18 protein-coding genes and 2 pseudogenes are annotated in these 14,198 nt (G+C 57.5%); 4 read left to right on the top strand and 16 right to left on the bottom strand.

The window, feature by feature from the left end; genetic code table 11:
* Positions 1-22: 22 nt before the first annotated feature.
* The 15 genes from KDX39_RS02570 to KDX39_RS02500 all read right to left on the bottom strand — a co-directional run bounded on the left by KDX39_RS02570 (position 23) and on the right by KDX39_RS02500 (position 10,342).
* Positions 23-1,228, bottom strand: a complete 1,206-nt coding sequence (locus KDX39_RS02570) for an amino acid deaminase (protein ID WP_231659255.1) — start codon at positions 1,226-1,228, stop codon at positions 23-25.
* A gap of 24 nt (positions 1,229-1,252) precedes the next feature.
* Positions 1,253-2,035, bottom strand: a complete 783-nt coding sequence (locus tag KDX39_RS02565; protein WP_099230522.1) for an IclR family transcriptional regulator — start codon at positions 2,033-2,035, stop codon at positions 1,253-1,255.
* Positions 2,036-2,091: 56 nt separating this feature from the next.
* A complete protein-coding gene (locus KDX39_RS02560; protein ID WP_099230520.1) occupies positions 2,092-2,478 on the bottom strand; it encodes a RidA family protein in 387 nt (128 codons plus the stop codon).
* 24 nt (positions 2,479-2,502) lie between these two features.
* Entirely contained in the window at positions 2,503-3,294 is a 792-nt protein-coding gene (locus tag KDX39_RS02555) for an amino acid ABC transporter ATP-binding protein (RefSeq protein ID WP_099230518.1), read from the bottom strand.
* Positions 3,291-3,953, bottom strand: coding sequence for an amino acid ABC transporter permease (locus KDX39_RS02550; RefSeq protein WP_210069790.1), 663 nt, complete (start codon positions 3,951-3,953; stop codon positions 3,291-3,293). The genes KDX39_RS02555 and KDX39_RS02550 overlap by 4 nt, the downstream gene beginning before the upstream one ends.
* A gap of 9 nt (positions 3,954-3,962) precedes the next feature.
* Complete coding sequence (locus KDX39_RS02545) at positions 3,963-4,625, bottom strand: amino acid ABC transporter permease (RefSeq protein WP_099230514.1); 663 nt, start codon at positions 4,623-4,625, stop codon at positions 3,963-3,965.
* 65 nt (positions 4,626-4,690) lie between these two features.
* On the bottom strand, positions 4,691-5,542 hold the full coding sequence (locus KDX39_RS02540; protein WP_231659254.1) for a transporter substrate-binding domain-containing protein: 852 nt from the start codon (positions 5,540-5,542) through the stop codon (positions 4,691-4,693).
* A 336-nt stretch (positions 5,543-5,878) separates the two neighbouring features.
* Complete coding sequence (locus KDX39_RS02535; RefSeq protein WP_184322803.1) at positions 5,879-6,226, bottom strand: 2-oxoacid ferredoxin oxidoreductase; 348 nt, start codon at positions 6,224-6,226, stop codon at positions 5,879-5,881.
* A 48-nt stretch (positions 6,227-6,274) separates the two neighbouring features.
* A complete protein-coding gene (locus tag KDX39_RS02530; protein ID WP_004884478.1) occupies positions 6,275-6,718 on the bottom strand; it encodes a hemerythrin domain-containing protein in 444 nt (147 codons plus the stop codon).
* Positions 6,719-6,843: 125 nt separating this feature from the next.
* Positions 6,844-7,269, bottom strand: a complete 426-nt coding sequence (locus KDX39_RS02525) for a DUF3830 family protein (RefSeq protein WP_099230508.1) — start codon at positions 7,267-7,269, stop codon at positions 6,844-6,846.
* Between the two features lie 73 nt (positions 7,270-7,342).
* On the bottom strand, positions 7,343-7,966 hold the full coding sequence (locus tag KDX39_RS02520) for a glutathione S-transferase family protein (RefSeq protein WP_231659253.1): 624 nt from the start codon (positions 7,964-7,966) through the stop codon (positions 7,343-7,345).
* Between the two features lie 9 nt (positions 7,967-7,975).
* On the bottom strand, positions 7,976-8,542 hold the full coding sequence (locus KDX39_RS02515; RefSeq protein WP_231659252.1) for a GNAT family N-acetyltransferase: 567 nt from the start codon (positions 8,540-8,542) through the stop codon (positions 7,976-7,978).
* A 101-nt stretch (positions 8,543-8,643) separates the two neighbouring features.
* Positions 8,644-8,841, bottom strand: coding sequence for a hypothetical protein (locus KDX39_RS02510; protein WP_099230504.1), 198 nt, complete (start codon positions 8,839-8,841; stop codon positions 8,644-8,646).
* A 151-nt stretch (positions 8,842-8,992) separates the two neighbouring features.
* Entirely contained in the window at positions 8,993-9,694 is a 702-nt protein-coding gene (locus KDX39_RS02505) for a DUF3053 domain-containing protein (RefSeq protein ID WP_231659251.1), read from the bottom strand.
* A gap of 186 nt (positions 9,695-9,880) precedes the next feature.
* Positions 9,881-10,342, bottom strand: coding sequence for a hypothetical protein (locus tag KDX39_RS02500; protein ID WP_231659250.1), 462 nt, complete (start codon positions 10,340-10,342; stop codon positions 9,881-9,883).
* Between the two features lie 348 nt (positions 10,343-10,690).
* Here KDX39_RS02500 and KDX39_RS02495 point away from each other — a divergent pair, with 348 nt between their 5' ends.
* A complete protein-coding gene (locus KDX39_RS02495) occupies positions 10,691-11,491 on the top strand; it encodes a lipopolysaccharide biosynthesis protein (RefSeq protein WP_442964518.1) in 801 nt (266 codons plus the stop codon).
* A 93-nt stretch (positions 11,492-11,584) separates the two neighbouring features.
* Here KDX39_RS02495 and KDX39_RS02490 read toward each other — a convergent pair.
* Positions 11,585-11,794 (bottom strand): annotated as a pseudogene (locus tag KDX39_RS02490) (chemotaxis protein); the annotation flags it as partial.
* 224 nt (positions 11,795-12,018) lie between these two features.
* On the opposite strand from KDX39_RS02490, the gene KDX39_RS02485 reads away from it, so the two are divergent.
* The 3 genes and pseudogenes from KDX39_RS02485 to KDX39_RS02475 all read left to right on the top strand — a co-directional run bounded on the left by KDX39_RS02485 (position 12,019) and on the right by KDX39_RS02475 (position 14,180).
* Positions 12,019-12,291: a hypothetical protein gene (locus KDX39_RS02485; RefSeq protein ID WP_231659249.1), complete on the top strand. Its 273-nt coding sequence runs from the start codon at positions 12,019-12,021 to the stop codon at positions 12,289-12,291.
* A 6-nt stretch (positions 12,292-12,297) separates the two neighbouring features.
* Positions 12,298-12,570: pseudogene (locus tag KDX39_RS02480) on the top strand (hypothetical protein); the annotation flags it as partial.
* A 20-nt stretch (positions 12,571-12,590) separates the two neighbouring features.
* Positions 12,591-14,180, top strand: a complete 1,590-nt coding sequence (locus KDX39_RS02475; protein ID WP_025995726.1) for an ABC-F family ATPase — start codon at positions 12,591-12,593, stop codon at positions 14,178-14,180.
* The last annotated feature ends 18 nt before the right edge of the window (positions 14,181-14,198 follow it).

Raw genomic sequence — 14,198 nt, 5'->3', positions numbered from 1 at the left:
TCACTCCTCTGTACGCGTGGAATCAGAAGTACGTGCGGAAGGGTTCGATCACCCGCAGGTCATCATCCACCAGGCAACCTGAACGCCACTTGTCGAAGGTGAGGCATGGGTGCGATGTGCCAAAGGCGATGATGTCGCCCACCTTCAGCTCACAGCCAGGCGCAACGGTCATGAACGCGTGCTGATCCATCACTGCCGTGACCTTGCAGTTGCTGACGTCATCGCCGCTGGCAGGCATGACGTGCGCCCTGTAACGGCGCAACGGGTTAGGCAGGCCTGCGTCATAAGCCACGTCGCGCTTGCCCATGGCAATGACCGCAAAGCCCGGTTCCGGCATGGACTGCACGTGCGCCCAGACTTCCAGCGCCGGCCGCAGCGCTTCGCTCAGCTCGGCACGGCGATCCAGCACGCAGCACTGCGCATCCTTGTAGATGCCATGGTCGTGCACCACATAACTGCCGGGGCGCAACACGCTGAGAAATCGCTCGCGCACCGCCTGCGCATCGAATGCTTCGGCGATCAGGTCGTACCAGGCCGAACCTGAAGCGGTCACGATCGGCCGATCCAGCGCGAAAGCGCCCTTATCCTGCAATTCGACCGCCAGGCGCACCAGCGAGGCCGCAAATGCTTTGATGCCACTGATGGCGTGATCACCATGAATCACGCCTTCGTAACCCTCGATACCGGTCAATGCCAACGAAGGCTGCGCCAGGACGGCGTCTGCCAGCTCCAGCACCTGGGCCTCGGTGCGACAGCCGCAACGCCCGCCCGGCACACCGTATTCGATCATCACGTTCAAGCGCAGACCTCGTTCGGCGAAGAATGTGCCCAGTGCCGCGACGTTGTCCGGGTGATCGACCATGCAGTGGAATTCGAAGGTCGAGTCGGCCAGCAGTTCGGCAATCAGCGCCATGTTGGGCTGGCCGACCAACTGATTGGCCATCAGGATACGGCGCACGCCGTGGGCATACGCGGCCTGGGTCTGTACGGCAGTGGCCAGCGTCATCCCCCAGGCACCCTCTTCGATCTGCCGCCGGAACAGCGCGGGTACCATGCTGGTCTTGCCATGCGGTGCCAGTTCGGCGCCGCTGTTGGTCACGAACGTCTGCATCCAGCGAATGTTGTGATCCAGTGCCTGCTGGTGAATGACCAGCGCGGGCAGGCTGACGTCGCTGACCAGGCTGTCTCCCGGCCGGGCAAGACCTTTGTCGATGACGGCAATGCTCATCAGTAATCTCCTGCTGAAAACACGTTATTCATTGATTCGGCGAGCCAGGCCATTGGCGCTGTCGATCAGCACCCGGCGATAGTCGCTGTAGTGAGTCCTGGCATCGGCACGTGGCGCAACGATGCACAGGGTGGCGATGCATTGACCCTGCCCGTTCCTGACGGGTGCGGCAAAACAGTGCGTGAAGGTGTCGGCCACACTGTCGAAGGAGAAGAAGCCTTCCTCACCCGCCTTGCGTATCTCGCCAAGAAAGGTGTCCAGCGGCAGACGCTCGCCACCCGGCAGGATGAAGTCCTCCGGGTCGATCAGGTCGACGATCTCCTGATCGCTGAGATGGCTGAGCAGCAGGCGCCCGGACGCGGTCCAGGGAATCGGCGCGTCTTCACCGATGTCGGAAGAAATCCGGAAGTGCCGCTCACCCTCTTTCATGAGCGCCACGGTGTATTTACGGCCATTGAGCAGGCACATTTGCGCGGTTTCCCGCGTCTGGCTGACGATGTCACCCAGGCAGATCTCGGCCTCACGCGTGAAGTCAAAGTGCCGCAGGTGCGCCTGGCCCAGAAAATACAACTGGCGACCGAGATAGACGTGTCCGTCCTTGCCGACCGGCTCCAGAATCCGACGCTCCAGCAATGAGGCCACCAGCTCGTAGACTGTGGACTTGGGACTGCCGATGCCGCTGGCGATTTCATTGGGCCTCATGGGCGTCGCTTTTTCCTTGAGGAAATCGAGGATATCGAACGCCCTGTCCAGCCCTCGGGCACGGCGCTTGACAGTGTCTTCGCTCGCTTGAGTCACATCGGTCATCTGCTGCTATCCATAGTGTTGGGCCGCCGACACGGGCCGGCGGCAAACCTGAGCGGCTACTTCTGCCGGTAGGCGATGCAGTCGATCTCGACTTTGCAGTCCACCATCATGTTGGCCTGTACACAAGCGCGTGCGGGAGCGTGCTCCGGCGTGAAGTACTCTCCGAAGACCTTGTTGAAGCTCCAGAAGTCGCGTGGATCTTCGAGCCAGACGCCAACACGGATCACGTCCTTAAGCTCGTAACCGGCCTCATCGAGGATGGCGATCAGGTTGCGCATGGTCTGGTGGGTCTGCTCGACGATACCGCCGACAATGATCTCGCCGTCCACTGCCGGGACCTGCCCGGATACGTGCAGCCAGCCGTCGGCTTCGACGGCGCGGGCGAATGGACGGGGCTGGCCGCCCCCGGCAGTGCTGCCAGCACCATAACGGGTAATGCTCATGGGGTTCTCCTTTCTGAAACGTTATTAAAACCGGATATTTTTGAGAAATTCGCTCAGACGCGCTGATTTGGGCTGTTCGAACAACGCCTTGGGCGGGCCCTGCTCCTCGATACGGCCCTGATTCATGAACACGATCTGATCGGACACTTCATAAGCGAATCGCATTTCATGGGTGACCAGCAACATGGTCATGCCCTCTTCCGCCAGATCCTTGATGACATTCAGCACTTCGCCCACCAGTTCCGGGTCCAGCGCCGAGGTCACTTCATCGAACAGCATCAGACTGGGGTTCATGGCGATGGCTCGGGCAATCGCCACGCGCTGCTGTTGACCGCCAGACAGCTGGCCCGGGAAGTGATCGCGCCGCGACAGCAGGCCAACCCGATCCAGCCATTTTTCTGCCAGCGCTACCGCCTGATCCCTGGGCATCTTTTTGACCTTGAGCAGCCCGAGTGTCACGTTCTGCAGCGCGCTCAAATGCGGAAACAGGTTGAATTGCTGGAACGCCATGCCCGTCATGGCTCTGTGCTGGGCAATAAGCCGCTCGGGATGTCGGGTGCGCTTGCCATTGATTTCGCTGTAACCAATGTCCTGGCCCTCCAGCCGGATATGTCCGCCCTGAAACTCTTCCAGCAGGTTGACGCAGCGCAGCAGCGTGGTCTTGCCCGAGCCGCTGGAGCCAATCAGGGTTACGACGTTGCCTTTCTGCATGCGCAGATCGACGCCCTTGAGCACTTCGACAGTGCCATAGGATTTGTGCAGGCCCTCGATGCTGAGCAACGCGGGTGAAAGGGCTTTGGTCTGGGTCTGTGTCATGGCAAGGCCACCCGTTTTTCGATGTATCGCCCGAGCAGCTCAATGGCGTAGTTGATGAGAAAGAACAGAAAACCGGCGAACAGGTAGAACTCCAGCGTCATGAAAGTTCGGGCGATCACCTGTTGGGTGCTGAGCAGCAGCTCGGCCACGCCGATCACCGATAACAGGGTCGAGGCCTTGACGATCTCGGTCGAGGAATTGACCCAGGTCGGCAGAATCTGGCGCATGGCCTGCGGCAACAGCACATACCGCAGCGACTGGCCGAACCGCAGCCCGATCGCCTTGCCCGCCTCCAGCTGTCCTCGCGCAATCGACTGCAGGGCACCGCGCACGATTTCCGACACGTGCGAGCCGCAAAACAACGTCAGCCCCAGTGCACCGGCCTGAAAGGCAGTGATCTGCCAGCCCAGCGCGGGCACCATGTAGAACACCGCGAGCACCAGTACGAACACCGGTGTGCCACGAATGAGATCGACGTACAGCCGAATCGGAAGGCGCGCAAAAAAACCGCCGTAGGTCAGCACCAGACCGGCAAACATGCCGATCAGGGTGCCGAACAGAATGGCCAGCGCCGAACACTGAATACTGGTCAGAAAACCCGACCACAGCACTTCACGGGCATTCCACACTTCCTGCAACCAGCCAGGGGGTTGGTACATGACAGCCTCCTAGCGGCGAATCGCCAGACGTTGTTCGAGGGTGCGCAGCAACGTGGCAATCACGTAGCAGGCCACGACATACAGCGCGGTTGTCACCAGCCAGGTTTCGATCACCCGGTAGCTTTCGACATTGATCTTGCGCGCGTAATACGTCAGTTCCGGCACCGCGATGGCAGCGGCCAGCGAGGTGTCCTTGAACAGCGAAATGAAATTGTTGGACAGTGCCGGCAGCACGTTGCGCAGCATCACCGGTACCACGATGTACGCCCTGACCTGCCACTCGCCCAGACCGATGGCCAGCCCTGCTTCACGCTGGCCCTTGTGGATGCTCAACAGACCGGCGCGAAACACTTCGGTCAGGTAAGCGCCTGCGTACAGCGACAGGGTGATGACGAACGACGGCAGCTTGTCCAGACGAATGCCCAGGCCCGGCAGCGCGAAGTAGATCAACAGAATCAACACCAGAATGGGTGTGTTGCGCACCACCGTGACGTAGATCGACGCCACGATACGCAACGCTCGGTAACGCGACAGCAGTGCGAAAGCGTTCATCAGACCGATCACACAGCCGATGGCAATCGAGATCAGGGCCAGTTCCAGTCCGAGGCCCAGCCCCGCCAGCAGACTCGGAAAATCGCGCCAGACGGCATCAAAATTCAACTGATAGTTCATGGTTGCCTGTACCCGGCAGGGTAAGCGCTTTAGCTGACCCTGCCTTTAGAGAGGTTCGATCCGACTTATTTGTATTCCATCGGGAAGCCGATCGCAGGCACTGGCAGGTCCACGCCGAACCATTGCTTGAACGAGGCGGCATAGGCCGGGAATTCGACACCGGTCATGGCTTCATGCAAGGCGGTGTTGACGAAGTCCAGCCAGTCCTGATCGCCACGTTTGACCGCGCAGGCATAGGTTTGCGGGCTCCAGGCGAAGGCTGGCGAACGATAACGGCCAGGGTTCTGCACCATCAGGTACTTGACCGAGGACTGGTCGGTCGCAGCGGTGTCGGCACGGCCGGAGTTGATGGCCTGATACATCAGGTCGACGCTGTCGTACTGATCGACCTTCGCCTTGGGTAGCGCCTGATGGACCAACTCCTCGGCGTAGACGTTCTGCAGCACGGCAACCGTGACACCGTCGCCAGCGGCTTTCAGGTCATCGATTTCCTTGTACTTGCTGTTGGCGGGCAGCAGCAGCGCGACGCCTTCACGGTAATACGGCAAGGTGAACGCAACCTGTTGTGCGCGACTGGCGGTGACGGTGATGAACTGACAGCTGATGTCCACCTTGTCCGTCAGCAGATTGGGAATGCGTGCGTCCGAGGACTGAACCACGAATTCGACCTTGCTCGGGTCATTGAACAGACCTTTGGCGATGATCCTGCCGATGTCGATATCGAACCCCTGCAACTTTCCGTCCGCCCCCTGGAAGTGCCACGGCGCATTGGTACTGCCCGTGCCGACCACCAGATTGCCGCGTTTCAATACCGCATCCAGTTTGCTGCCCTCTGCCGCCATTGCAGGGTTGGCCAAGGTGACGGCCGCTGCCAAAGCAAATACACAGGTTTTCAGAAAAGAAGGTCCGTAGCGCATCACATGAACTCCACCGGGTTTGTCTATATTCCGCTATAGCGGATCAAGGTATGTAACAACGGAATAGAGAGCAGAAAGTGTGCCACAGACTGCCTGGCAAAAGCAGGCTGCAAAAAAAGTGAGGCGAATCAAAGGAGTGTGATGGACGCGCGGCAAGCGGGATTCGAGAGATTGCTTAAAACAGCGTTATTGATGGCGAAGGTTGGGTACCAAAGCCCCACCACTGTGCGTTCGCGCCGCAATTGGGCGCACAGCAATCAATAGATGAGAAGACAGAATAGGTTTTGCTTTTTGCAAGCAAAGGCCCGCCAGAATGGCGGGCCTGAAGGGTGATGCTTAAAGGCAGGTAGCAATGGCAGCAGAACGCAGGCCTGTCTGGGTATCGCTCGGGGCGGCATAGAAATCGACAGTGGACGCGGCGCCCTGGGGACGCACATCCGCGAAATAGCGGGTCTCTGTGGTGAACACAGTGAAGCCCTCTCCGGACAGCTTATCCATGAAAACGTCTGCAGAGCTGCCAAACATGGCTTCGTTCTGCCAGGTCACCTGAATGCACTGGGCAACGGCAGCTGCCGGTTTGGTGCTGGACAGAATCTTCAACGGTCCGCCTGAACGTGCTGAATTCGACGGCGCCGCGCACCCGACCAACACCGCTGCCGCAATCACCAGAATCGCTAACTTCATGTCATGCCTTCACTGATAAAAAAACGATTCTAGCACTGCGACCACCCGTTACCCTTCAGCGATCTGTTCTTCGTACTCTTTCACGTACTTGCCGGCCAACGACTGCTTCTGCTTTTCATCCAACAGCTTGCCAGCCATCTGAAAGAACTTCTGCTCTTCTTCCTTCAAATGGTGGTGCACTTTCTCGGAGAGCTTTTTCGCAGTCGCCAGCCAGGCTGGGCTGGACATTTCGGTTTCGTCCAGTTCTTCCATCATCTCGTCCATTTCATGATGCTCGGAAATGGCGTGACGACTCAGGTCGATGCCGTTGTCATGCTCCATCAACGGAATGTAGAAGAAACGCTCTTCGGCGGTTTCATGCGCCTGGAGTTCTTCCTTGAGTTGCTTGTAGGCCTGAGCCCTTGCTTCTGAATCGCCACTGGTCTGAATCAGTGCGTCGGCATAGCCGCGTTGACGATCATGGCTTTCGCGTAGTGCTTCGAAAATATTCAAGGACTGATCTCCAGTTCGGCTTCCGGGTTGTGGAAGCATTGTTGACTAGACCCCTGGCGAAGATCAGCGGTTCCAAAAAATACTGGCGAATCGGCATCTCGCCAGCATTTCGTCAACAGGAACGCTCAAACCAGCTCGAATACCACGTCCTGCGCGCCTTCCCACAGCGTTTTCACGCCCAGCTTGCGTAGATTTTCCTTACCTTCTGTGATCGTCAGGAAATGATTACCCGCCAGCTGCCCCATCTTGCTGGCAAAGCAACACGAACCATACGCCAGGATGATCTCGGTCTCACTGTAGCCGCCGGGATAAAAAAGGATGTCGCCCACAGAAGGATGACTGGTGGCATTTTCAAAGCCGACCAGGCTGTCATCGAGCTTCAATTCGTAATCATCCAGCGGCACCCAGCAACCCTCGCCGCTCCAGCGCACATGAATGAATTTCTGCTTATAGGGCAGCAGCTTCAAGAACGCAGCGACAGTCTTCGGCGCGTCCGGATTGGTTTCGGCCAGGAACGAGTAGCCGCCAGCGGTTATTCTGATGAGGGTCACTGTCGCGCTTCCTTTGAGGGTAATGGGGTGGAGTCAAATGGGCATGCAGGATAAACACTGACGCCATCAGACGTCACGAGATACCGTTTCGTCCGTACAACAGATAGCCCGGCCGATGACTCAACCGCTCGTAATATCCATTGACCGCCGGCAGGTCGGGATGCTCGAAAGGCGTCTCGAACCAGCGATTGACCGACAGCCCGACAGCAATGTCAGCCAGCGAAAAATGCTCGCCAGCCACGTAAGCGCCAGTCTTTTCAAGATGAGTGTTCAGCACTTGCATGTGCCTGGACCACATGGCAAGCGATGCAGCAACCGACACGGCATCCTGAAAACCGGCCGAGCGGCGCACCAGCGACATGAAGGCATAAGTCCAGGACTTGTTGAGATCCGAGCTCTGCCAATCCATCCACTGATCCACTCGCGCCCGCGCCTTCGGCTTCTTGGGATAGAGCTGATCGCCCTCATATTGGCCGGCCAGATAACGGATGATGGTGTTGGATTCCCAGAGCACGAAATCACCGTCGATGATGACCGGCACCATCGCATTGGGATTAAGCTCCAGAAATGCTGCGCTGTCGGTCGACCTGAAACCGCTGCCCCAGTCTTCCTGAGTGAACGGTATTACCAGTTCCTCACAGGTCCACAATACCTTTCGCACGTTGATGGAGGAGGCCTTGCCCAGGATGCGTAACATTCAATGTCCTTATTGCGAAACCCTATATTCAGGCTCAAAGCCATCCAGCCGTTTGGCGTAAAGCCGATTCTCGTGTTCTTCGCCTTGTAGCACATACATGGGTGAGCCCTCGAGCCTGTAACCCATCTGCGGATAGAAGCCCAGCGCCCGATCATTGCCGACCCATACCGTCGCCCAAAGCAGAAGCGCGCCACCAAGTGCAGCCTGCAGTTCGGCTGCCTTGAGCAGACGCTTCCCTACTCCCAGCCCGGTGAAGCGTTCCTGCACGTAAAGGCGCTGCAGTTCAGCAGCCTGCGCATCGCCGATCATTTCGTGCCCGGTGCGCAGCGCCACCTGAGCGAACCCCACCAGATGCCCACGGGACTCGGCGACAATAATGAATGCCTCAGGCTGGGCGATTATTCCCGCAATGGACTTCCAGGAAAAAGCTTCCAGCGCCTCACAAGCAATCGACTCACGAATGCCATCGGTGGCATAGGTATCCAGAAAAACTTGCAGCCCCAATACCGCCACGCACATCGAATCCTCAACCACAGCTTCGCGAAGCTTCAATTCCATTGGGGTGGTATTGATCATCAAGTGGTTGACCGGAGTGAATGGCGAAGCGCGGATTATATATCAGGAAGGCAGCTTTAAAGACCCGCGAGCCCGATCGAGGACCAGGCTCGACTTGAGGATCAGTGCTGGAAAAGATGCTCTTTGGCAGCCTTGATCCGTTTCTCGCGTTCCTTGACAAGCTTGTCTGCAAGCTCGGCAGCCGCCACTACTGCCTCCTCCGCTGTTTCGGTGCAGGTGATCGTCGTGCTGAGCGCAGCCGCCGCATAACGATCCCAGGCCGGAACCTCGTCATTGAAAAGCGGTGGTACTGTCGACATGGGATACCTCCTCACTGCAAGGTCTGACAGGGCGTCAGACTGTCTGCCAGACAGACTAGGCGGTGACGGGCAAATCGCAACCGGTCATTCGTGTGATCGACCGGCTGCATCATGGCCCGAGCGCTGCTGCGTCTTGAGACGCAACGCTGGATCAGCGGCCCAGCATGACCGCCTGCAGACGTGCCTGCGCTTGCTGGACATTCCTTGCCTGACTGTTCAAGTCCTGCAGCAACCTGTTGAGTTCCGTCTGCACGGCAGGATCGCTTACCTTCGCGACAGGGCCGGAAAGATCGATCTGCGATTTGTGCGCATCAACATAGTCAGCGATCTTCAACGTGCTTTCGAACGTGCCATTGATCTGCGGCAGGATTTCGCGAAAAGTGTTTGCCGGCACGCTGACTGTCTTGTCATAGGCCTTGTTGTAGACGACTTTCAGATCGTCCGGCTGCTTCAGCGTCTCATGAGCAGCATCAGCCTTGGCCTGCTCTCTTGTCAGCTGTTCACCCATGTCGTTGAGGCCTGTCTGTACAGCCTTGAGGTCGGCGCGGCGCTCGATCACGTCATTCAACGAACGAATCGCACCCTTTTGTACCAGTTCGTTCAGTGGCTTGACCGACGCATCCATGCCGGCGTTGAAATCCGAGATGACAGCGTAGTGGGAGCTGTAGTCGCCGAAGGATTTCTTTTCATCTTCAGTCAGTGTAGGGACGCGCACACCCGGCTTGTCCACAATGCGGGTCTGCAGGAACTGCGTGAACGCGGCGCGCTGCTCCGGTTCCTTGTCGCCGCAACCGGCCAGTATTAACGGCAGCGCAACAGCCAGCAGCAGAGCGGGACGAAAAAAGGACTTCATGTCATGAATCTCCGAGATCATAAGAATGCACGCCTGATCAGGTAGCCTGTCCAGCGTGAGCGAACCTATAGTCTCGCAATGACATCATGTAGTTCCCCTGACGCGCGTAAAAACGCCGCGTTCTTCCTCAGAAGGCGCGGCGTTTGAATTCATGAAGCCCGCTATAAGCGCGTATTGGCCCACAGACTATTGAACCTGCACCGAAGACTGCCCGACAGCAGATATTGGCGAAACCGGCGCCAGCGCCAGTGTCGAATTGATCTTCTCCGGTAGCGTGTACATGGCTCCGGTTGCGGGATCGACGATCAGCATGCCGATCAGCCCACCAATAAGAATGTTGCCCCAGTACCAACCGTCAATGCCCGAGTCGAGCGTTTGAGTGCTGCTGACATAACCGTCCTTACGATAAGTGACCCTGTATTTCTCGCCGTCGAAATAACCCGCTCCAGCCCTTAGTGTCACCTCGTCAGGCGTCACACCCGAGCGAACGGAAACGCCACTCTCATTGACGATCTCGTAAGCGGCGCCGGACGGACTGGACGTCACCGCTACCGGGTATTTCAAATCGCTGACAATGCTCGCACAACCGGTAACGGCAAAGGCCGCAATGGCAATGAGAGAGAGTTTGAGTGGTGACACTGGACGCATTTCTTGCAACTCCGTTGCTGTGTAGTAATCAAGCCAAAATGATATCACGCCACAATATCATAATGCCATCACTCCATTCTAAATCCATGTATTTCATCGGATTACACCTAGGCGCCTCATCATGATCGCGAGCCAGTCAGCCGTACTCATATTCGATGCCCATCCGCCTATTCGAACAACTAATGGATACAATCCGGATACATGACTGAAATAGCGCTTTAACTTAGCGAACTATTTTGGATACAAGGTGCTATCATCCAGCACCAGCTTATGCAACTAACCAGCACCATATAACATCAATAAGCCATCGCAATGATTACACATCAGTCAGAAGTAACGGATTTTTCTATGCCTGTTGCCATCGAGCTTTCCGCCGACATCTGTGATCTGCAAGACTTCGATATGTGCAAGGGCAACGCTGCAGGGCCGGTCTTTCTTGTGGGCTCCGGCGCTTCGGCAGCAGACTTCCCGATACGGGAGTTTTCCTGCATCCCCATGATTACAATGAATGGGGCGATTTCCATGTTCACCCAGGCAGGAATCAACCCTCATTTCTACGTCTGCTCGGACCGGGACTTCTCAAGACAGCAGCCAGAACTGTTTGCCCAGGCTATGCGCATCAGTGACAACATCGCTCTGTGGGCCAGCCAGATCGGGAACCTTCGAAGTTCGCCCAAAGGCAATGTCTACGCATTGAAGAAGGCTGACCGACTGAGTGCCGTGAGCCTCTTCGAACAGCGATCCGGGCTGGTCAGAAAACTTTCGCTGTTCAGCCGACGCAGCAGGGACATCGGTTTCAGTAAAGACATGAGCCTGGGCTTTTTCGACGCCCGCACCGTGATGTACCTGGCCTTGCAACTGGCCCACCACCTTGGTTTCAGCAAGGTCTTTCTGGTGGGTTTCGACCTGAATCAATCGGCAGGACGCTACTACGAAACGCCCGGCGCCAGGCTGTCTCCGTGCGGGCTGGATCAACACTACGAGTCGCGGATCCTGCCTTCCCTGAAATTGATGGCAAACTCGGTGATGGGTGACGATTTTCAGGTCTACAACCTGTCGGCGACGTCCAGAGTGCCTGACGACATCATTCCCAAGTTGAGTCTGGAGGACGTCCGACACATGCTCGGGCTTTCGGGCTTTAACGAATGATGTAACGGCGTCGAAATGACCTGCACCAATGTCCCAAAAAAGCCTGCAAGCTGACGCTTCCAGGCCTTTGAGTATCAGAACAGATCCTTCGGATCAGCTCACCTTGAAACGCCCTACCAACCCCTGCTGCTGTTCGGCCAGTCGAGCGAGTTCGCGGCTGGTAACCGCTGTCTGCTCGGCACCAGCACTGACCTGAACAACCAGTGTATTGATGTCATTGACGTTACGGTGGATCTCCTCGGCGACCAGGCTTTGCTCTTCGGCAGCTGATGCCACCTGAATATTACGATCACTGATCAACGCACGGCTGCGCCGCGACCTTCATCAGACGCAACACGGTATGCCCCTCGCTTCCCGCAGCCTCGCGAGCCATCTGCATACTCTACTTTTTCCTGAATACCCATTTGCAGATGCGATCGACCACAAACCCCATCGCGATCATCCAACTGATGAAAAATGCTGTACGGATACTATGATCCACGCCAGGTATCTCGAACCCCAGCCACCCGCCTATCAGCATCAGCGGCATGAATAAAACCATGGCAAGCACGCGTTCCAAAAACCAAGTCACACTTGAAGCTCCACAGATGAAAAACGTGAGTCAGTTTAAGCCTTTTCATGCTGCGGGCACCTCTGACAGATCTTCAAAGAAAACATCGGTCGGTTCGGGCGATGCATCGGGCGCGGCTGAACAGCCAACTCACCGGAAAACCGTCGGTGCCGAACGATTTGCAGGCTTCGTCAGCCCCAGGTTTTTCTTTGCACAGATAACACAGGGTCCGGAGCCGGCCCTCACTTGACTTCGCAGAGCTGCGTCTGACCTGCACGACGGGCAGACACCTGTGCCAGAGAATCTGAACATCCAGCCAACCCGCCATACAACTGTCGCCATACCTATGCGACAATGCGCGCCATGTCTGGCATGAACCCCCGCATTTATTTCCCGGCAGCTCGGCCATAACGTGCTGATGCTGCTGTCGACGCATGCGCGATGGATCAACTCGAGTCCGGACTGGAGCGAACCGGAAAGGCTCCTGACTGGCCCTGAAAGGGTCCCGGCCCAAATAAGCGCACCATAAGCTATTGATAGGTAAAGTAATTGATCTCCACAGCTAACATCACGATGCAGTTCGGCCCCAAACCCCTGTTCGAGAACGTCTCGGTCAAGTTTGGTGCCGGTAACCGTTACGGCCTGATCGGCGCGAACGGCTGCGGTAAGTCCACGTTCATGAAAATCCTGGGCGGCGATCTCGAGCCTTCGGGTGGTCAGGTAATGCTGGAGCCGAACGTGCGTCTGGGTAAGCTGCGCCAGGATCAGTTCGCCTACGAGGAATTTACCGTGCTCGACACGGTGATCATGGGTCACGAAGAGCTGTGGAAGGTCAAGGCCGAGCGCGATCGCATCTACTCGCTGCCGGAGATGAGCGAAGACGATGGCATGGCCGTGGCCGAGCTGGAAACCGAGTTCGCGGAAATGGACGGCTACACCGCCGAGTCCCGCGCCGGTGAACTGCTGCTGGGTCTGGGTATCGGCATCGAGCAGCACAACGGCCCGATGAGCGAAGTCTCGCCAGGCTGGAAACTGCGTGTTCTGCTTGCGCAGGCACTGTTCTCCGATCCTGAAGTGCTGTTGCTCGACGAACCGACCAACCACCTGGACATCAACACCATTCGCTGGCTGGAAAATATCCTGACCCAGCGTAACAGCCTGATGATCATCATCTCCCACGACCGTCACTTCCTGAACAGCGTGTGCACGCACATGGCTGACCTCGATTACGGCGAGCTGCGTCTGTTCCCGGGCAACTACGACGAGTACATGACCGTGGCGACCCAGTCCCGCGAGCAGTTGCTGTCCGACAACGCCAAGAAAAAGGCACAGATCTCCGAGCTGCAGTCGTTTGTCAGCCGCTTCTCGGCCAACGCCTCCAAAGCCAAGCAGGCCACTTCCCGCGCCAAGCAGATCGACAAGATCCAGCTGGCCGAGGTCAAGCCGTCCAGCCGCGTCAGCCCGTTCATTCGTTTCGAGCAGACCAAGAAGCTGCACCGTCAGGCGGTTGTGGTCGAGCGCATGGCCAAGGGTTTTGATGGTGTGCCGCTGTTCAAGGACTTCAGCTTCACCGTTGAGGCCGGTGAGCGTGTGGCGATCATCGGGCCAAACGGCATCGGCAAGACCACGCTGCTGCGCACACTGGTCAACGAGCTGCAGCCGGATGCAGGTTCGGTCAAGTGGACCGAGTCGGCGGAGATCGGTTACTACGCACAGGATCATGCCCACGACTTCGAAGACGACAGCACCCTCTTCGACTGGATGGGTCAGTGGACCCAAGGCGGCGAGCAACTGGTTCGCGGCACGCTGGGCCGCATGCTGTTCTCCAACGACGAGATCCTCAAGTCGGTCAAGGTTATTTCCGGTGGTGAACAGGGCCGCATGCTGTTCGGCAAGCTGATCCTGCAAAAGCCGAACGTGCTGGTGATGGACGAACCGACCAACCACCTGGACATGGAATCCATCGAGGCGCTCAACCTCGCGCTGGAAAACTATCCGGGCACACTGGTCTTCGTCAGCCACGACCGTGAGTTCGTGTCCTCGCTGGCCACGCGCATCATCGAGCTGAGCCCCAGCGGCGTGATCGACTTCAGCGGTACGTACGACGACTACCTGCGCAGCCAGGGCGTGGCGTTCTAAGCCAGACGCCTGGAATAG

The sequence above is a fragment of the Pseudomonas sp. CDFA 610 genome (assembly GCF_021147865.1).
GTDB classification, from domain to species: Bacteria; Pseudomonadota; Gammaproteobacteria; order Pseudomonadales; family Pseudomonadaceae; genus Aquipseudomonas; species Aquipseudomonas alliivorans.
The sequence above is the reverse complement of the archived record's forward strand: the minus strand, read 5'-3'. Positions and strand labels throughout refer to the sequence as shown.

Excerpts from the sequence above, each read along its gene's own strand:
- KDX39_RS02505 (WP_231659251.1), bottom strand. The coding sequence starts at position 9,694 with ATGAAGTCCTTTTTTCGTCCCGCTCTGCTGCTGGCTGTTGCGCTGCCG.
- KDX39_RS02570 (WP_231659255.1), bottom strand. The coding sequence starts at position 1,228 with ATGAGCATTGCCGTCATCGACAAAGGTCTTGCCCGGCCGGGAGACAGC.
- KDX39_RS02555 (WP_099230518.1), bottom strand. The coding sequence starts at position 3,294 with ATGACACAGACCCAGACCAAAGCCCTTTCACCCGCGTTGCTCAGCATC.
- KDX39_RS02500 (WP_231659250.1), bottom strand. The coding sequence starts at position 10,342 with ATGCGTCCAGTGTCACCACTCAAACTCTCTCTCATTGCCATTGCGGCC.
- KDX39_RS02510 (WP_099230504.1), bottom strand. The coding sequence starts at position 8,841 with ATGTCGACAGTACCACCGCTTTTCAATGACGAGGTTCCGGCCTGGGAT.
- KDX39_RS02545 (WP_099230514.1), bottom strand. The coding sequence starts at position 4,625 with ATGAACTATCAGTTGAATTTTGATGCCGTCTGGCGCGATTTTCCGAGT.
- KDX39_RS02495 (WP_442964518.1), top strand. The coding sequence starts at position 10,691 with ATGCCTGTTGCCATCGAGCTTTCCGCCGACATCTGTGATCTGCAAGAC.
- KDX39_RS02560 (WP_099230520.1), bottom strand. The coding sequence starts at position 2,478 with ATGAGCATTACCCGTTATGGTGCTGGCAGCACTGCCGGGGGCGGCCAG.
- KDX39_RS02540 (WP_231659254.1), bottom strand. The coding sequence starts at position 5,542 with ATGCGCTACGGACCTTCTTTTCTGAAAACCTGTGTATTTGCTTTGGCA.
- KDX39_RS02565 (WP_099230522.1), bottom strand. The coding sequence starts at position 2,035 with ATGACCGATGTGACTCAAGCGAGCGAAGACACTGTCAAGCGCCGTGCC.
- KDX39_RS02520 (WP_231659253.1), bottom strand. The coding sequence starts at position 7,966 with ATGTTACGCATCCTGGGCAAGGCCTCCTCCATCAACGTGCGAAAGGTA.
- KDX39_RS02535 (WP_184322803.1), bottom strand. The coding sequence starts at position 6,226 with ATGAAGTTAGCGATTCTGGTGATTGCGGCAGCGGTGTTGGTCGGGTGC.
- KDX39_RS02550 (WP_210069790.1), bottom strand. The coding sequence starts at position 3,953 with ATGTACCAACCCCCTGGCTGGTTGCAGGAAGTGTGGAATGCCCGTGAA.
- KDX39_RS02515 (WP_231659252.1), bottom strand. The coding sequence starts at position 8,542 with ATGATCAATACCACCCCAATGGAATTGAAGCTTCGCGAAGCTGTGGTT.
- KDX39_RS02485 (WP_231659249.1), top strand. The coding sequence starts at position 12,019 with ATGAATAAAACCATGGCAAGCACGCGTTCCAAAAACCAAGTCACACTT.